The organism is Nakamurella endophytica (genome assembly GCF_014646215.1).
Lineage (GTDB): Bacteria > Actinomycetota > Actinomycetes > Mycobacteriales > Nakamurellaceae > Nakamurella > Nakamurella endophytica.
The window spans coordinates 607391-625649 of record NZ_BMNA01000004.1; the positions used below are offsets into that span (position 1 = coordinate 607391).

The following is an 18259-nucleotide window of genomic DNA, read 5'->3' on the forward strand; positions in this document are numbered from 1 at the left end:
AGCACCGACAGTGCCCCGACGTCCGGGCTACTCGGCGGCCTTCTTCGCCGCCCGCCCGGCGCCGGTCCTGGCGGCGGCCGGCTTCGCTGCGCTCTTGGCCGGTGCCTTGCGGGTGGTCCTGGTCGCCCGCTTCGGCGCCGGGCCACGCGCGCGCCGCTCGGCCAGCAGCTCGGCGGCCCGCTCCACGGTCAGCGTCTCGACCTCGTCGCCCTTGCGCAGCGAGGCGTTGGTCTCGCCGTCGGTGACGTACGCACCGAACCGGCCGTCCTTGACCACCATCGGCTTGCCGGACACCGGGTCGGTGCCCACCTCGCGCAGCGGCGGCGCCGCCGCGGCGGTCCGGCCGCGGGTCTTGGGCTGCGCGTACAGCGCCAGCGCTTGGTCCAGCGTGACGGTGAACATCTCCTCCTCGCTGCCCAGCGACCGCGAGTCGGTGCCCTTGCGCAGGTACGGGCCGTACCGGCCGTTCTGCGCGGTGATCTCCTCGCCGGTCGCCGGGTCGACCCCGACCACGCGGGGCAGGGTGAGCAGCCGCAGCGCGTCGTCCAGGGTGACGGACTCGACACTCATCGACTTCAGCAGCGAGGCCGTCCGCGGCTTGACCGCGTTCTTGCCGGTCGTCGGGACGTCCTCCGGCAGCACCTCGGTGACGTACGGCCCGTACCGGCCGTCCTTGGCGACCACGGGGTAGCCGCTCTGCGGGTGCGCACCGAGCACCCGGTCGCCGACCTCCGCTTGGCTGAACAGCTCCTCGGCCCGGTCCACGGTCAGCTCGTCCGGCGCCAGGTCCTCGGGCAGGTTCGCCCGCTCCAGCACCGGCGTGCCGTCGGCGGCCACCTCGTCGGTCGCCCGCTCCAGGTAGGGCCCGTACCGGCCGACCCGGACGACGATCTGCCGGTCGCGTTCGTCGGTCAGCAAGGGCAGCGAGTTCACCGACCGGGCGTCGATGGTCTCCAGCCGCTCCCCCACCAGCTTCTTCAGGCCGCCGGACCCTGCCACGGACCCGGCCTTGACCCGGTCGCCGCTGGCCCCGAAGTAGAAGTCGGTCAGCCAGTCCGTCCGGCCGAGGCGGCCGTCGGCGATGGCGTCGAGCTCGTCCTCCATCGCGGCGGTGAAGTCGTAGTCGACCAGCCGGGAGAAGTGCTGTTCGAGCAGGCCGATCACGGCGAACGCGATCCACGACGGGACCAACGCCTGGCCCTTCTTCCACACGTAGCCGCGCTCGGTGATGGTCCGGATGATCGACGCGTAGGTCGACGGCCGGCCGATGCCCAGCTCCTCCAGCGCCTTGATCAGCGACGGCTCGGTGTAGCGGGCGGGCGGCGTGGTGGTGTGCCCGCCCGGCGTGACCTCCCGCGTCTCCAGCCGCTGGTCGACCCGCAGGTCCGGCAGCCGCGACTCGGCGTCGTCGGCCTCGCCGCCGGCCTCGGCGTCGACGGTCTCGACGTAGGCCCGCAAGAAGCCGGGGAAGGTGATGGTGCGGCCGGACGCGCCGAACAGGCACGCGACGTCCGGCTGCGCCGCGCCGGCGCCGGTGCGGGCCTCGATCCGCACGGTCAGGGTGCGGCCGCGGGCGTCGACCATCTGGCTGGCGATGGTGCGCTGCCAGATCAGCTCGTACAGCCGGAACTCGTCGCTGCCCAGGCTCCCGGCGACCTGGCCGGGGGTGCGGAAGTGGTCACCGGCCGGCCGGATGGCCTCGTGGGCCTCCTGCGCGTTCTTGACCTTGCGGGTGTACTGCCGCGGCGCGTCCGGGACGTACTCGGGGCCGTACAGCTCGCGCGCCTGGCTGCGGGCCGCGTCCAGCGCCGTCTGGCTCAGCGTCGTCGAGTCGGTCCGCATGTAGGTGATGTAGCCCGACTCGTACAGCCGCTGGGCGGTGCGCATGGTGCGCTCCGAGGTGAAGCCGAGCTTGCGCCCGGCCTCCTGCTGCAGCGTCGAGGTCATGAACGGCGCGTACGGCCGTCGGGTGTACGGCTTGTCCTCCACCGACGTGACCCGGGCCGGACCGCCGGTGAGCCCCTCGGCCAGGGACCGGGCTGCCTGCTCGTCGAGCAGCAGCACGTCGGCGCCGGCCTTGAGGGCGCCGGTGGCGTCGTCGAAGTCGCGGCCGGTGGCCAGTCGACGGCCGTCGACGGTGTTCAACGCGGCGCTGAACGGCACGGCGGAGCTCTCGCCCGGCACCGCGAACAGGGCGTCCAGCCCCCAGTAGGTGCCCGCCCGGAACGCCATCCGGGCGCGCTCCCGCTGCACCACGATCCGGGTCGCCACCGACTGCACCCGGCCCGCCGACAGCTTCGGCATGACCTTCTTCCACAGCACGGGCGAGACCTCGTAGCCGTAGAGCCGGTCGAGGATGCGCCGCGTCTCCTGGGCGTCGACGAGGTTGTCGTCCAGCTCGCGCGGCGACTCGGCGGCCGCCCGGATGGCCGACGGCGTGATCTCGTGGAACACCATTCGCTTGACCGGGACGGTCGGCTTCAGGGTCTCCAGCAGGTGCCAGGCGATGGCCTCGCCCTCGCGGTCCTCGTCCGTGGCCAGGTAGAGCTCGTCGGCGTCGGCCAGCAGCGACTTCAGCTTGGCGACCTGGGCCTTCTTCTCCGGCGAGACGACGTAGAGCGGCTCGAAGTTGTTGTCGGTGTTGACGCCCAGCCGCGCCCAGGGCTCGCCCTTGTACTTGGCGGGCACGTCGGCGGCGCCGCGCGGCAGGTCGCGGATGTGCCCGACGGACGACTCGACGACGTAGCCGTCGCCCAGGTACCCCGAGATGGTCTTGGCCTTGGACGGCGACTCGACGACGACCAGGCGCACGCCGGTGCCCGGCGACCTGCTGCTGGTCTTGCGTGATGCCATGGTGCTTGTCTCCTTCGTCGACGCCGCTGATCAGGCGCCGCCCCGCTCGCCGCGGGCGAATGGGCCGGTCCGGTCGGGACACGGCCCTTCCGGCACCGCCGCCCGTCACGTCCGGTGTCCGGTCGGGAGCCGCCCGTGCGCTGACGGTGTCGAGGTGCAGGATGCCACGGACTGTCAAGCCGGTCGGCACCGCTCCTGCCGGGGCTGCGGTGATCGGGAGCGCACGTGGACAGGGGCCCACGGGTCCGACGCCGGGTCAACGCGGCGGGGGGCGGCGGTGTTCCGCGATCTGCGCCGGGGCCGGTCCCCGCGGTCCGTGCCGGGGCTCCCGCGGCCCCGCCGAGACGCTCCGCTGCCGCCCCGATCCCGGGCTGTCCTGGTCGCGCCGCGCGGGTCTGCAGGCCGCGGCCGACGCACCGGACCGACGCCGGAGTCAGCGGTCCAGCTGCGGGAACAGCCCGGCCGGCACCTCCGGCGGCGGCGAGCCGACCAGCTCGGCGAGCCGGGTGCGGCGACGGTGACCGGTGATCCGGACGCCTGGACCGCCGGCGCGCACCCCGAGCAGCGACCCGGCCAGTCCGGCGGCGGCCAGTGCAGCGGCCAGCGGCTCGTGGGTGTCCGGGGCGCGCGGGTCGAGGCCGAGGAACCATCCGGCCTCGTCGGGCCGGCCGGCGGCCAGCACCCAGCAGCGCAGCAGACCCGCCTCCGCCCGCAGCGCGACCGGCACGGACTTGACCGCACCGCGCGTCCACTCCACCGCGAGCGCGTCGAGCCGGCCGGTGCGCCCGGACCGCAGCAGCACGGCAGCGTCCGCGCCGGACCCGGGCGGCAGCGGGAGCGGCACGTCGGCCGTCGACATCGGTGCACCGGCGGACGCCGACGCGCCCACCGGCACCGCGGCGTCGGTCCACTCGTCGCCGGCGGCCGCGCGGTCCAGGACCTCCCCGTCGACGTCCCGGACCTGGAACTCGCGAAGCAGCGCCCGCGCGCGCCACGCCGCGGAGAGCAGGATGGACAACCGGACGCCGTGCTCGTCGCGGGCGACCTGGCCGTGCGCCGCCAGCAACCCGCCGAGGTCCGCGCTGCGCGGCGCGGTCAGGTCGGCGGAGAACAGCGACAGCTGGCTCACGGCGTTCAACGTAACGGCCGGTACCGGCCAGGGCGCCGCCCGGCACGACCTCGCCCCGGCGCGCCCGGGCACCCCTGCGAGTGCCGGACGCGAGCCGGTCAGGTCAGACCGTTGCAGTCCGGGATCGACTGCACGGCCAGTTGCACCGCGGCCGGGACCGGGGGCGAACCGGCCAGCGCCCGGGTGACCCGCTCCCGCACCGAGCTCTCGACGGAGCGCACCGCGGCCGACAGCTGGTCGACGGTCCTGACGGTGGGTGCGGTGACGGTCCGCACGCCGGCGCGGTAGCCGGCCGCGATGCCCCGGAAGGCCGCGATCTGGCGGGTCTTGGCCGTGGCCCCGCCGGTGTAGCCGGGGGGCGCCAGCGCGTTCAGCGTCCCCGCCGTGTCACCGGCGACGGTGGCGAGCTGGCGGTAACTGGCCGCCACGGCGTCGCGTTGCGCAGCCAACCCGGAACCACCGATCCGGGGGCCGAGCGTCCGCAGCCGGCGTTGGGCGCCGCACACCGTGCCGAACCACGCGGCCGTCGCGGTGTCCAGCCCGGCGGCACCGGACGACGGGTCGACCGGGGCGCCCGAGGTGGGCGGGATGGGCGGGGAGGCCGAGGTGCTGCCCGGCTCGCCGGAGCCTACGGTGCCGGGCGGCGGGGGCTCCCCGCCGGACGTGCCCGGGTCGACCGTGCCGCCGGCGGACGGTGTGGGCGGTGCCCCCGGGCCTGCGGTCGCCGTGCCGGGATCGGCCGGGGTGGAACCGTCCTGCCCGGAGGTGCCGTCCGTGCCGGACGCGCCGGGGACCCCGGTCGACGACCCCAGCGGCACCGACGGCGTCCCCGTGCCCGGGGTCGCCGGTACGGCCGCGCTGCTGGTGATCGGCGGCGGCGCGGACGTCCCGGCCGGCGCCGTACCGCCCGGCGCCGTGCCCCCCGGCGCCGTATCTCCCGTGCCGGTACCGGTCGCGGCGGCGCCCGCGGTCGACGCGGAGACGGCCTCGGACGCGCCGCTGGTGCAGCCGGTGACGGCGAGCAGCACCGCGAGCCCGACGGTGGCCAGTGGGGACGGCAGCCACCGCGTGCGCCGCACGGGCGGGGTCCCGACGGCCGGGCCGGGTGACCGGCGGTCCGCCGCGGGTCGTCCGGTACCCGGCAGGGACGCCGACGCCCCGGCCGGCGTCCCGGGGCACGGGACGTCGACCGGGGCGCTGGTCGCTGCGGGCGTGGTCAGCCCTGGAGCTTGGCGCACGAAGGGATCTTCTGGATGGCCTGCTCGGTCTCCGGCGTCAGCTGGATGGCGGTGGAGGCCGACTGCAGGTCGGTCCCCAGGGAGCCGATCGAGCTGGTGATCTTGGAGGCCGGCTCGGAGGCGACCTTCTTGGCGGTGGCCGTGAACTTCGGGCCCAGCTCGGTGAAGGTCTTGATGATCTGCTCGGCGAACTTGTCCCCGCCCTGGAAGGTGGGCGGCGGCAGGTCGCGGACGGCGTCGGCGGTCTCGGTCATCGTGGCGCCGAGACCCTGGTACAGCTTGACGACCGCGGCCTTGGCCGTCTCCGGGCTGGAACCGCTGCCGCCCAGGTCGGACGCGGACTTGATCTGCTCGACGAACGGCGCCGCGGTGGTGCAGAACTTGTCGAACCAGGCGGTGCTCTGCTCGTCGAGCTGACCCGACGTGTCACCGGCGGTGGACTCGCTGGTGGACGACTCGTCGGTGCGGTCCGAAGTGCTGTCCTCGCTGCTGGTGTCCGAGTCCTCGCTGCTGGAGTCGGTGCTCTCGCTGCTCTCGCTGCTGGAGTCGGTGCTCTCGCTGCTGGAGTCGGTGCTCTCCGTGCTCTCCGTGCTCTCCGTGCTCTCGGTGCTCTCGGTGCTCGAGTCGGTGCTCTCGGTGCTCTCGGTGGACGAGTCGCTGCTGGACGTGCCGGCCGCCGTGCTGCTGTCGCTGCTGGACGCCACCGTCGACGTGGTGCTGGAGGCGATGGTGGGACTGCCGGCCGAGTTCGACCCACAGCCCACGAGCAGGACGGCGGCGCCCGCGAGGGCGACGGCGATGCTGGTGCGCTTCATGGAGGGGATTCCCTTTCGATTGGTGCAGTCGGCCGGCCGGTGCGGCGCCGACCCTGTGGACCTGTCGGGCCCAGGTTCGACGTCGGCCTCGGCCCTCCGGATCCCGTGCCGGCGGACTTTCTCGATCTCGCTCGAGGTCTCCGGCGGCGACACGGTAGCAAGCGATCCGGACGGCGCGGGAGCTGTCGGACGAACCGCGACAGCAAAGGCCACCGGCGTTCGCCGGTGGCCTTCGCTGTCGACCGCTGCCGCGGGGCCTCCCTCAGGCCTCGAGCCGGGAGGCGCGTCGCTTGGACACGATCACCGCGGCCGCGATGATCGCGACGGCGACCAGCGCGATGACGATCCGCACCGCGGTGTTGGAGCTGCTGCCCACCGTCAGCGTGACGACGGCCGGAGCGATGAGCACGGAGACCAGGTTCATCACCTTGATCAGCGGGTTGATGGCCGGGCCGGCGGTGTCCTTGAACGGGTCGCCCACGGTGTCGCCGATGACCGTCGCCGCGTGCGCGTCCGACCCCTTGCCGCCGTAGTTGCCGTCCTCGACGAGCTTCTTGGCGTTGTCCCAGGAGCCGCCGGAGTTCGCCAGGAAGACGGCCATCAGGGTTCCGGTGCCGATGGCACCGGCCAGGTACCCGGCGAGGGCGCCGGTCCCGAGGCCGAAGCCGACCGCGATCGGCGCGAACACCGCCAGCAGGCCCGGGGTGGCGAGTTCCCGCAGCGAGTCGCGGGTCACGATGTCGACGACCCGGCCGTACTCGGGACGCGCGGTGCCCTCCATGATCCCGGCAATCTCCCGGAACTGCCGGCGCACCTCGTACACGACGGCGCCCGCCGCGCGGGACACCGCGTTGACCGCGAGACCGGAGAACAGGAACACCACCGCGGCGCCGAGCAGCACACCGACGAGGGTGTTGGGGCTGACGATGTTGCTGACGAAGGACGCCATGCCGTCCGCAGCGTCGGCCGCGGCCTCGCCGGCGGAGGCCAGCGCGTTGGCGATCGCGTTCGAGTACGAGCCGAACAGGGCCGTGGCGGCCAGCACCGCGGTGGCGATGGCGATGCCCTTGGTGATGGCCTTGGTGGTGTTGCCCACCGCGTCGAGGTCGGTGAGGATCTGCGCGCCCTGCGGCGAGACCTCGCCGCTCATCTCGGCGACGCCCTGGGCGTTGTCCGAGATCGGCCCGAAGGTGTCCATCGCGACGATGACGCCGACGGTGGTCAGCAGGCCGCAGCCGGCCAGGGCGATGCAGAACAGCGCCACGAACAGCGACCCGGACAGCAGGAACGCGCCGTAGACCGCGGCCGCGATCACCAGCGCGGTGTAGACGGCGGATTCGAACCCGACGGAGATACCGGACAGGATGACCGTCGCCGCGCCGGTGAGCGAGGTGCGGGCGACGTCCTGGGTGGGCTTCTTGTTGGTGTCGGTGAAGTAGCCGGTCAGCCACAGGATGACGGCGGCCAGCACGATGCCGATGATCACGGACACGAAGGCGATGACGGCGGGGTTGCCCGCGATGCCGGCGAAGTTGTCGCCGAAGTCCGCGAAGTTCGACGGCAGGTAGGTAAAGGCGGCGATGGCGCACAGCACCGCGGAGATGCCGGCGGAGATGTAGAAGGAGCGGTTGATCGTCGCCAGGCCGCTCTCGTTCGCCCTAGCGCGGGTGATGTAGACGCCGATGATGGCGGTGAGGATGCCGATGGCCGGGACGATCAGCGGGAAGACCAGGCCCTTGGCGCCGAACGCGGCGCTGCCGAGGATCAGCGAGGCCACCAGCGTCACCGCGTACGACTCGAACAGGTCCGCGGCCATGCCGGCGCAGTCGCCGACGTTGTCCCCGACGTTGTCCGCGATGGTGGCGGCGTTGCGGGGATCGTCCTCGGGGATGTTCTGCTCGACCTTGCCGACCAGGTCCGCCCCGACATCGGCGGCCTTGGTGAAGATGCCGCCGCCGACCCGCATGAACATGGCGAGCATCGCGGCGCCGAAGCCGAAGCCCTCGAGCACCCGCGGCGCGCCACCCACGTAGACCAGGACGACGAACGACGCGCCCAGCAGTCCGAGCCCGGTGGTCGCCAGACCGACCGTGCCGCCGGTACGAAAGGCGATCTGCATCGCCCGCTCCCGGCCCTCGGTGTTGGCCGCGGCCGCGACGCGCACGTTGGCCCGGGTCGCCAGCCACATGCCCGTGTAGCCGATGGCCGCCGAGAACGCCGCGCCGACCAGGAAGAAAATGGAACGCCCGATGCGCTCGCCGGCGCTGTCCGCCGGCAGCACGAACAGGAGCGCGAAGACCACGACGACGAAGACGGCCAGCGTCCGGAACTGTCGTCCCAGGTAGGCGGAGGCGCCCTCCTGGACGGCCGCGGAGATCTCCTGCATCCGCGGTGTACCGGTCCCGGCCGCCAGCACCTGTGCTCGCAGGACCATGGCGATCGCCAGTGCGACGAGGGCGACGACACCGACGACGATGACGATCGTCCTGTCCGTCCCGGTGAAGGTGGGCACGAACGTGTCCATGGAGCTCCTGATCTGTGCAGAGGCCTCCGGCCTCGCTGGGCACGGACCGGCGCTGGTTCGGGCGAGCATCACGGCCGGGTGATCAGGCCGTGATGCGGCACACTCTAAAGGACGCGGTGAGCCCGAAGTCACACTGGGTTGCGACGCTCCGCGGAGAGTCGCGACACACCTCGATTCCGTCGTCCGGGGCGATGTTCGGACAAGCGTTCGGGTGAAGTCGCTGCGCGGTGGCCCGGAGATGTCGGTCCGCGGGCATCGGGGCACCACACTGTTGCCGTGACATCCGGTCCCGTCTCCCGCGCCGCCGCGACGGCGGCGGCCGCGGCCGGCGGGAGCACGTCCGACGCCGGGCGGCGCCGTCCCGGGCCTGCGGGTGCGGTCGGGGCGGGCGGCGACGTCGGGACGGACCCCCGGGTGGGCCCGGTCGTGCCGGATGCCCGCGCCTCGGCCCCGCCGGACACCCCGCTGGACCGCCTGTTGCGGCGGCTCCCCACGGGCGACGGGTCGCCGGTCACCCATGTCGAGCGGCTCCCGGCCCGCGAGGGGCGCACGGCGGACTGGCCGGCGTGGGTACCCGTCGAGCTGCGGACCGCGCTGCGGGAACGGCACGTGCTGCAGCCGTGGACGCACCAGGTCGAGACGGCCGACCTGGCCCACGCCGGTGTGCACGTGGTGGTCTCGACCGGGACGGCGTCGGGCAAGTCGCTGAGCTACCAGCTGCCCGTGCTGAGCGAGCTGCTGACCGACGACCGGGCCACCGCCCTCTACCTGGCGCCGACCAAGGCGCTCGGCGTCGACCAGCTCGGGTCGGTGGAGAGCCTGGGCCTGCCGGGCATCCGTGCGGCGCGGTACGACGGTGACACCCCGCAGGGCGAGCGCGACTGGGCCAGGGAGCACGCCCGGCTGCTGGTCACCAACCCGGACATGCTGCACCGGCGGCTGCTCCCCGGCCACGACCGGTGGCTGCGGCTGCTGCGCAATCTGCGGTTCGTGGTGGTCGACGAGTGCCATGCCTACCGCGGCGTCTTCGGTTCGCACGTCGCGTTGGTGCTGCGCCGGCTGCGACGAGTGGCCGCCCGGTACGGCTCCGCCCCGGTGTTCGTCCTCGCGTCCGCGACGGTGGCGGATCCGGCCGGCGCCGCCGGACGGCTCGTCGGTGCGCCGGTCCGGGCGGTGACCGAGGACGGCTCGCCGTCCGCCGGCGCCGACTTCGTCCTGTGGGAACCGCCGGTGGTGCCGGACCTCGCCGGCGAGGTCGGGGCGCCGGTGCGCCGGTCCGCTCCCGCGGAGGCGGCGCACCTGCTGGCCGACCTCGTCGCGGACGGCGCCCGCACGCTGGCCTTCGTCCGGTCCCGGCACGGGGTCGAGCAGACCGCGCTGACCGCCGCCCGCCGGCTGACCCAGTCGCGCCCGGACCTGGCCGGATCCGTCGCCGCGTACCGGGGCGGATACCTGCCCGAGGAGCGACGCCAGCTCGAGCGGTCGCTGGTGCGGGGCGAGCTGCTGGGTCTGGCCACCACCAACGCGCTCGAGCTGGGTGTGGACATCGCCGGCCTGGACGCGGCGGTGCTGGCCGGCTATCCGGGGACGCTGGCATCGGTGTGGCAGCAGGCCGGCCGGGCAGGACGTGGCCGGTCGCGGGCGCTGGTGGTCTTCGTCGCCCGCGAGGACCCGCTGGACACCTACCTGGTGCACCACCCCGGCGCGCTGTTCGGGCGGCCGGTGGAGGCCACGGTCATCGACCCGACGAACCCGGTCGTCCTGGCCGGCCAGTTGAGCTGCGCCGCCGCCGAGCACCACCTCGACGAGGCGGACGTCGACCTGTTCGGCGGCTCGGAGGTGGTGCTGCCGGTGCTCGAGGACCTGGTGCGGTCGAAGGTGCTCCGGCAGCGGCCCACCGGTTGGTACCGGGTCGACCCGCGGCCGCCGGCCGAGCGGGTCGACCTGCGCGGATCGGGCGGCGGCCAGGTGTCCGTGGTCGACGCGGACACCGCCCGACTCCTCGGCACTGTCGACCACGGGCGTGCGCCGTCGGCCGTCCACCCCGGCGCGGTGCACCTGCACCGTGGCGAGCCGTACACCGTCCTGGATCTCGACCTCGAGGACGGGGTGGCGCTGGTGCGGGCCGACCGGCCCGACTGGACGACGCTCGCCCGCTCGGTGTCGACGGTGTCGCTGACCGGGGTACATCGGGCGAACAGCCTGGGCGGCGGCGTGACCGTGGGCCTCGGTCCGGTGCGGGTGACCGAGCAGGTCGTCGGCTACCTGCGCCGGCGGCCCACCGGGGAGGTGATCGACGTCCTCGGTCTCGACATGCCCGAGCACGAGCTCTCCAGCAGGGCGGTCTGGTACGCGATCGAACCGCAGTCGCTCACCCGGGCTGGCCTGTCCGAGGCGCGCATCCCCGGCGCGCTGCACGCCGCCGAGCACGCAGCCATCGGCCTGCTGCCGCTGTTCGCCGGCTGTGACCGGTGGGACATCGGCGGGCTGTCGACCCGGGTCCATCCCGACACCGGCCAACCCACCGTCATCGTCTACGACGGCGTCCAGGGCGGCGCGGGCTTCGCGGCCCGCGGCTTCGACGTGCTCTACCAGTGGCTGTCCGCGGTGCGGGCGGCGGTGGCCGGGTGCGGCTGCGCCGCCGGCTGCCCGTCCTGCGTGCAGTCGCCCAAGTGCGGGAACGGGAACCACCCCCTCGACAAGTCCGGTGCGGTGACGGTGCTGCAACTGGTCCTCTCGGCCCTGGAGACCTCGGCCGTCGAGGCGCCACCGGACCCGACCGACGACGTCCTGGCCGCGGGTGGCCTCGGGACGGCGGCGACCGACCTGCATCCCGAGGCCGGGGACGGCGAGGACGGGACGAGCGCTGCGGGAGGCAGCGCCGCCTGACGCCGGGACGGCGCCCGGTGTGCCCGGTGCGGCGAGGAGCCCGCGCGGGGTTCGCGACGGCGACCGCCGCTGCGGCCGTGGCCGGCGCTCACGGGGCGGTCACCGGACCTGCCCGGGCGCGCCCGACGACCGTCGCACTCAGCACGCCGACCGCGGCGGCAGCCTCCGCCCGGACGACCACGTCCCAGCCCTGCAGGTCGCACTCGACCAACCGGGCGCCGTTGCGGGCCACCAGGGCCGACGCGGCGCTGCAGGCCGCGGCCGCTCCGTCCAGGACCTTCGCCGCACCGGCCAGCGCCCCGAGGTCCGCGGCCGCCTCCGCCCGGTGCCGGGCGATGGCGGCAGCCCCGAGGTGCACGAGCACCCCGGTCAGGGCGATCAGCACCGTCATCGCCACCGCGGCCGGGATGGTGGCGACGCCGGCGTCGGAGGGCAGGCACCGGTCGGACCGCACGCGGACGGCAGCGCTGCGGGTCACGACGGGGCACCGTCGTCGACGGCGTCCTCCCGGGCGGCCACGGCCGCGGCCCGGAGCCGGACGCCGGGCAGCAGCCCACCGACCGCCCCCACCGAGACGTCCGCTGTCACCAGATCACCGGTCACCGAGAGGCCGAGCACCGCGCCGGACGGCGCCAGCTGAGCGACGGCCTGCCGCGCTGCCGCCTCGTCGCCGCGACCGGCCAGGCGAGCAGCCTCGCGCGCCGCGTCGGTGCACCGCAGCTGCCCGAGGACACAGGCGAGGCCGGCCAGGCAGCCGGCCAGCACGACGACCAGCGCCGCCAGCGCGACGGCGGCCTCGACCGTCACACCGCCCCGGTCACCGACCCGCCCGTCCGCACCGACCGGCGCCCCGCTCACAGCGAGGTGTGCAGGGCCGAGTTGATCAGGCTGGTCAGCCCGGACACCACCGAGTCACCGGTGACGATCTTGTACAGCACCGCGGCGAAGGCTGCGGCCACGATGGTCCCCACCGCGTACTCGACCGTGCTCATGCCCGCGTCGCCCGCCGGGGTCCCGCCGTCCTGGTCCGAGCCCTGGTCCCGAGCCGGAGTCGCAGCGCCTGCGCCCGTGTCGTCACCGTGGCCCAGGTCCAGCACGGCGGGCCCGGCGGGCGGCACCGGAGCCCGGCGCACCGGGACGCGTTCGCGGGACGCCGGGACCACGACGGCCCGCACCACCGGGGACCTGCGTTGTACTGCCACCATCTCGACTCCTCCTGTCCGGCACCGGCCGATCGGCCGGTCGTGGACCCAGCGTCGGCGCGGGCGCCGAGGCGGGCGAGCGCCCCCGACTCCGGTGTGGATGGCGGCAGCAGGTGGGGACAGGGGCGTGCGGGCACGTGCCCGGAGTGCCCGAACCGGCCGACGTCCGCACCTGCTCTGCGGTAGGGGTCGCCGACACAGGAAGCTCGTGGACACGGAGAGCTCTGGACACAGAGAAGAGGTCGGGTCGTCGACCGGTAGCCTCGGCCGCGACGGGGCGTCGGGGACCGCCGCGGAGGCAACCAGGCGTCCCGCCGGCGCTACCCGCTCAGCTCCGCCCGCCCGCACCGGAAGCGGCCGATGACGGCGGCCAGGAACGGCCGACAGCCGCGGCCGGCGGTGACCGGCGTCGCTGCGAGCCGGCGGGCCGGCGGGTCGGCGCGTCGGACTCGGGTCAGCCGATGCCCAGCGTGCCCAGCAGCCCGACCACCACCGGCGCGAGACCCAGGCACAGGAAGGCAGGGAGGAAGCAGACGGCCAGCGGGCCGGTCATGGCGATGGCGCCCCGGGCGGCCGCCTGCTCGGCGTCCTGGCGCATCCGGCGGCGCAGTTCCGCAGCGTGCTCGCGCACCGCGTCGGCGAGCACGGTGCCACCGGCGGCCGACCGCCGTGCCGCCGCGGCGAGTCCGGCCAGCTCGGCGTCTACGTCGGCCGGTGTCCACGCCACGGCGGCCGAAGCTCCCAACGCGTAGAGCGAGCCGACGGCGGACAGCGCGACCACCGGTGCGTCGCGGTCGGGCGCCGCCCACCGCCGGAGCAACGCCGCCGGCCGCGCGAGCCCACCGGCCGCTGCGGATGGACTGGCCCGTGCCCGCCACCGGACCCCTCGCGCGTCCGGTCGCCGACCGTGTCGCGGCTCGCGTTGCCTGCCGTGTCGCCGGTGGGCTGCCCGGTCGGCGGCCACGAGGCCGGACCCGTCGGGGCGCGGGACCCGGTCGAGTTCCGGGGAGCCACCCGACGGCGACGAGCCGGACCGCCGATCACCCGGATCGGAGACGGTGCCCCGTCCCGCCGGACCGACCTGCTCTGCGATGGCCAGCAGCGCCGGCCCGACCGCCATGCCGGCGTCCAGGCAGGCGGCCAGCAGGTCGGCGTGCACGGCGAGTTCCGCGCGCTCGTGGTTGCGCTGCACCCGCCCGGGTCGGACCGGCATCCGCAGCAGGACGCCGGCGACCGCGACCGCCGCCGTGGCGACCAGGAGCGCCGGCAACCCGGTCACCAACCCGGCCCCCAGCAACCCCGCCCCGCACCAGGCAGCCCGGCGCGCGGCGACCGGCAGGGCGGGATGTCGGGACGACGCCACCCTCCGGCGCGCCACGGCCGCCGGACCCGGCCACGCCCACAGCCCGAGCGCCCCCAGGAGCAGCGCGGCGCAGCCGGCGATCTGCCCCGGGTCGCCGGTCACCGGCGCACGATCCGGGCCGTCCAGGCCAGGCCCGCGCAGGTGAGCGCGGTCCCGGCCAGGAGCAGCACACCGCCGATCGGCGTCCGCAGCAGGACGTGCACCGGGTCGGCTCCCATCCCGGCCCCGAGCAGCAGCCCCAGCGCCGGCAGGACGGCGAGCACGTACCCGGACATCCGGGGACCCGCGGACTGGGCCCGCGCCGCGTCCTCCGACCGGACGGCCTCCTCGAGGTCGTCCGCTGTGGTCTCGACGAGCCGGCTCCACGGGACGCCGTGCCGGGCGGCCAGGACCCACGCGCCGGTCAGCCGGGCAGCCGCCGTCGTCACCGGATCGACGGCCCCCGTCGCCCGTCCGGTACGGCGGCGATCCGCGCCGGACGCCCGCGCCCCAACGCCGGGTGGTCGCCGATCCCCCAGCGGGCGGTCGCCGACGGCGATCGCCGCCGACACCGCGAGCAGGGCCTGCTCCCCCGGACCGGGGTGGGCCTGGGCCGCCGCCAGGACCGCCCGGTCGGGCGGCGCACCCGCGTGCAGCTCCCGGGCCAGCGTCCGCACCGCCAGCAGCACCGCGGCCCGGGCACGCCGGGTTCGGACCTGCGCTGCTTCGACCCGCACCAGCGTGCCCACCGTGCCGGCGACCAGCCCTGCGGCCACAGCGACGGACGTACCGAGGGCAGCGGCGGCACCGGCTGCGCCGCCGGCCGCGGCGAGCGGCCACCACCGCACGACGCCGCCGGTGCGGAGCCGTCGCTCCGTCCGGCGCGGGCGGCCCACCCGCCCGGTCGCGGACTCCACCCGCCGCAGCGTCCCGACTCCCCGCGCTGCCGGCCAGACCGCGGCCGCGAGGGCCAGCAGGACCAGGGCCGCCGCGGCCGACCGCGCAGGGACGGCCCCGGACGGCGGCGCCGGCGCTGCGGCGAGCGGCGCTCCCACGGCGCAGAGGACGGAGGTCACCACGGGCGCTCGACCCCGGCCACCCGCAGCCGCTCGGCGAGCACCGATGCGCCCGGCTCGACGGGCCGGCCGTCCACCACCGCGGACCGCACCACGGCCGTTCCGTCCGGACCGGCGGTCAGCACCGCCACCTCCGACACCCGACGACGGCCGAGGTCGCGGCTGAGGTGGACCACCACCTGCACGGCGCCGACGAGCTGGGCGTGCAACGCCGTCCGGTCGAGCCCGCCGAGCGCACCCAGCGCCTCGAGCCGGGCCGGCACCTCCGCTGCGGCGTTGGCGTGGACCGTGCCGGCGCCGCCGTGGTGGCCGGTGTTCAGTGCCATCAGCATGTCCACCACCTCCGCGCCCCGGACCTCGCCGAGGACGATCCGATCGGGACGCATCCGCAGCGCCTGCCGCACGAGCTCCCGCAGCGGGATGGCACCGGCGCCCTCGACGTTGGCCGGCCGCGCCAGCAACCGGACCAGGTGCGGGTGCGGCGGCCGGAGTTCCTCGGCGTCCTCGACCGTCACCAGGCGCTCGGCGGGGTCCACGGCCGCCAGCAGCGCGCCCAGCAGCGTCGTCTTGCCCGACCCGGTGCCTCCGGAGATCAACACGGCCAGCCGGGCACGCACCACGGCCTCGACCACCGCCCGGGTCACTGCCGGCAGGCTGCCGGCCGCGGCCAGCGCAGGCAGGTCGTACAGCCGCGCCCGCAGGACCCGGAGCGACAGGGAGGTCCCGGACGCCGCCACGGGTGCCAGTACGGCATGCAACCGGGTCCCGTCGGGCAGCCTGGCGTCGACGAAGGGGTGGGCGTCGTCGAGCCGGCGTCCGGCCGCCGTCGCCAGCCGGCGCGCGAGCCGCTGCACGGCCGCGTCGTCGGCGAAACGGACACCGGCGTCCTCCCAGCCCCGCCCGCGGTCCACCCGCACGTCCGCGCACCCGTTCACGACCACGTCGGTCGTCGCCGGATCGGCGAGCAGCTCTGCCAGCGGCCCGGCGCCGACCAGCTCGCGGCGCAGCCCCCGCACCAGGCGGAGCATCTCGGCATCGCTGACGACGGCGCCCGTCTCGGCACGGACCGCCCGGACGAGCGCCGCGCCCGTCGGGTCGCTGCGTTCCTGCGCCAGGCGGCGCTGCACGGACTCGACCAGCGCCGCGGGGATGTCCGGGAGCACGCTCACCCCCGGCCGTCCAGCCTGTCCAGGACGGTGCCCGCGGCCCGCGCCAACGGTCCCCTGCGGTCGGTCCCCGGCGGCCGGCCCTGCTCGAGGTCCCTGGCCAGTCCCGGCTGCGGTCGCATCCGTGCCAGCACCGGCAGTCCGACGGCGCGCTCGACGTCGTCGGCGCCGAGCCCGCCCGGCGACGGACCGCGGACCACCAGCACCGGACGGCATCCCAGGACGTCCAGCCGGGCGGCCATGCGGGCGGCTCCGTAGCAGCCCCGCACGTCCGCCGGGACGACCAGGACCACCAGGTCCGCCCGGTCGACCGCCACGTCCACCACGGCGTCGGAGTGCCGCGGCAGGTCGGCGACCACCAGGTCGCCGGCCCGCCGGCCGGATCGCAGGACGACGTCGAGGACGTCCGGGCCCACCGGACCCGTCCGGTCGCGGTCGTGGCACAGCAGCGAGATCCGCCGATTGCCCACCGGCAGGACCGGCAGGGCGTGCCGCAGGTCGTGCATCGACAGCCGGCCCGACGGCGCGGCGAAGTCCTGCCAGTGGAACGCACCGCCGTCCTCGACGCCCAGCACGACGTCCAGTCCTGCTCCCCACCCGTCACAGTCGGCGAGCAGGGTCCGCCGCTGCCGGACATCGGCCGCGACCGCCAACCCGGTCGCGAAGACCGAGGCCCCGGCGCCGCCGCAGGCACCCAGCACCGCGACCACGCGACCTTCCCCGCCGCCGGCCGTCACGGCGTCGGCGAGCAGCGCGATCAGCGCCTCGTCCGACTCGCCGATCCGCACCGTGCTGTCCACACCGAGCCGGATGCAGGCGTCCCAGGGCACGGGATCCAGGTCCGGCCCGCAGACCGCGACGACCTGGGGGCGGCGCGGCAGCCCGGCGGCGGCCACCGCCGGCACCGCGGCGGCGTCGACCAGCACGAGCGACGCCGCGCGCCACACGCTGCGGGCCACGGCGGCCGGGGCGTGCGCCACCTCGACCTGGGCGGCGGCGGCGATCCGCAGCACCTCGTCTAACACCGCATCGTCGTCGGTGACGACCAGCGGTCGTTCCCCCATGGCTGCTCCTCGTGCCGTCCGGAAGGTGCGGCACCAGTGGACCGGCGGTCGCTGCGTACCCGCGCGGCTCGCGCCCGGCCTGTGGATGACCCCGCGGGGTGGGGATGACGGGACCGTGACGGCCCCGACCCGAGAAGGGAAGCGGACGGTGCAGTGGTGCGGGGGCGCGCAGTTCGGCGAAGTGCGGAGTGGCGCGGGCACCACCGGCTCGACGGGCAGTGCCGCCGTGCGGCGTCGCCACGGCACGATCCGGCCGCGCGGATGGATCCCATCGACACCGCGTCGGGGACGGCGTAGGGCGGAAGGGCCGGAGATAAGGTGCGGCCCCCGCCAGGGGGGAGGGCGGGGGCCGCAGGGGGTTCAGCTCCGGGGGGTTGAGCTGAACCCGGGGCCGATCCCCGGGGGGATGGGGACCGACGGCAACGATCGTAGCCTCACGGGCCGGCACCGTCACCCTTCCCCGACCCACCGCCGGGTGATGCAACCCTCGGACGCCGAAAACTACCCGTTCGGGCTAAGGACGCCTGAATCGATACGGCGTCCGGCCTGCCGGTGCAGTGGTTGCCGGACCCTGGAGACCGCGGTATCACTGAACCAGGGAGTCCCGTCCGGCCAGGGTCTGTCGTGGAGGAGAAACGGCAGGCCACCCGGCTCGGAGCTCCTGCCGGAGATCCCGGTACCCACCCGCCGCTACGCGCCGCGAAGGTAGGTCGTGTGTCTCCCGGACGAGGGTCCGGGAGCAGCAGTCCACGACGAGCACGGCGGGCCTGGTAGTCGGACCGTCACCGGTGGACGGCGCCCTGCCCGCACGGCAGGGCGCCGTTCCGGTGTCCGCGAGGATCTCCCGGACGGTCACAGGGCGTTCGATCTGTTGGCCATGACCGCGCCGTCCGTGTGGTGGTGGCGCCGACCGGCGGCACGTTCCTCGTCTCCCCGGGCGGTCCGGTGGTGGCCGTCGATG

12 protein-coding genes and 1 pseudogene are annotated in these 18259 nt (G+C 75.4%); 1 reads left to right on the plus strand and 12 read right to left on the minus strand.

The features are described from left to right. Positions 1-27: 27 nt before the first annotated feature. The 5 genes from topA to IEY37_RS13275 form a co-directional block, all read right to left on the minus strand. A complete protein-coding gene (topA, locus tag IEY37_RS13255) occupies positions 28-2853 on the minus strand; it encodes a type I DNA topoisomerase (RefSeq protein ID WP_188942155.1) in 2826 nt (941 codons plus the stop codon). A gap of 433 nt (positions 2854-3286) precedes the next feature. After that, a complete protein-coding gene (locus IEY37_RS13260) occupies positions 3287-3982 on the minus strand; it encodes a hypothetical protein (RefSeq protein ID WP_188942157.1) in 696 nt (231 codons plus the stop codon). A 98-nt stretch (positions 3983-4080) separates the two neighbouring features. After that, on the minus strand, positions 4081-5061 hold the full coding sequence (locus IEY37_RS13265; RefSeq protein ID WP_188942159.1) for a hypothetical protein: 981 nt from the start codon (positions 5059-5061) through the stop codon (positions 4081-4083). Between the two features lie 137 nt (positions 5062-5198). Further along, positions 5199-6035, minus strand: coding sequence for a hypothetical protein (locus tag IEY37_RS13270; RefSeq protein ID WP_188942160.1), 837 nt, complete (start codon positions 6033-6035; stop codon positions 5199-5201). Between the two features lie 262 nt (positions 6036-6297). Beyond that, complete coding sequence (locus IEY37_RS13275) at positions 6298-8559, minus strand: sodium-translocating pyrophosphatase (RefSeq protein WP_188942162.1); 2262 nt, start codon at positions 8557-8559, stop codon at positions 6298-6300. A 426-nt stretch (positions 8560-8985) separates the two neighbouring features. On the opposite strand from IEY37_RS13275, the gene sftH reads away from it, so the two are divergent. Then, entirely contained in the window at positions 8986-11448 is a 2463-nt protein-coding gene (gene sftH, locus IEY37_RS13280; RefSeq protein WP_188942425.1) for a DEAD/DEAH box helicase, read from the plus strand. 88 nt (positions 11449-11536) lie between these two features. On the opposite strand, the gene IEY37_RS13285 is transcribed toward sftH, so the two are convergent. The 7 genes and pseudogenes from IEY37_RS13285 to ssd all read right to left on the minus strand — a co-directional run bounded on the left by IEY37_RS13285 (position 11537) and on the right by ssd (position 17298). Next, on the minus strand, positions 11537-11926 hold the full coding sequence (locus IEY37_RS13285; RefSeq protein ID WP_188942164.1) for an Rv3654c family TadE-like protein: 390 nt from the start codon (positions 11924-11926) through the stop codon (positions 11537-11539). Continuing rightward, positions 11923-12306, minus strand: a complete 384-nt coding sequence (locus IEY37_RS13290; RefSeq protein WP_188942166.1) for a TadE family type IV pilus minor pilin — start codon at positions 12304-12306, stop codon at positions 11923-11925. Before IEY37_RS13290 ends, IEY37_RS13285 begins: the two co-directional genes overlap by 4 nt. Then, positions 12303-12455: pseudogene (locus IEY37_RS22805) on the minus strand (DUF4244 domain-containing protein); the annotation flags it as partial. The gene IEY37_RS13290 and the pseudogene IEY37_RS22805, both read right to left, overlap by 4 nt. A 649-nt stretch (positions 12456-13104) precedes the next feature. Continuing rightward, positions 13105-14115, minus strand: a complete 1011-nt coding sequence (locus tag IEY37_RS13300) for a type II secretion system F family protein (RefSeq protein WP_188942168.1) — start codon at positions 14113-14115, stop codon at positions 13105-13107. Further along, the gene (locus tag IEY37_RS13305; RefSeq protein WP_188942170.1) at positions 14112-15071 is read right to left on the minus strand and encodes a type II secretion system F family protein; all 960 of its coding nucleotides are present in this window, start codon (positions 15069-15071) and stop codon (positions 14112-14114) included. Before IEY37_RS13305 ends, IEY37_RS13300 begins: the two co-directional genes overlap by 4 nt. Continuing rightward, entirely contained in the window at positions 15065-16237 is a 1173-nt protein-coding gene (locus IEY37_RS13310; protein ID WP_229674384.1) for a TadA family conjugal transfer-associated ATPase, read from the minus strand. Before IEY37_RS13310 ends, IEY37_RS13305 begins: the two co-directional genes overlap by 7 nt. Next, positions 16234-17298, minus strand: a complete 1065-nt coding sequence (ssd, locus tag IEY37_RS22155; protein WP_229674385.1) for a septum site-determining protein Ssd — start codon at positions 17296-17298, stop codon at positions 16234-16236. Before ssd ends, IEY37_RS13310 begins: the two co-directional genes overlap by 4 nt. Positions 17299-18259 lie beyond the last annotated feature (961 nt).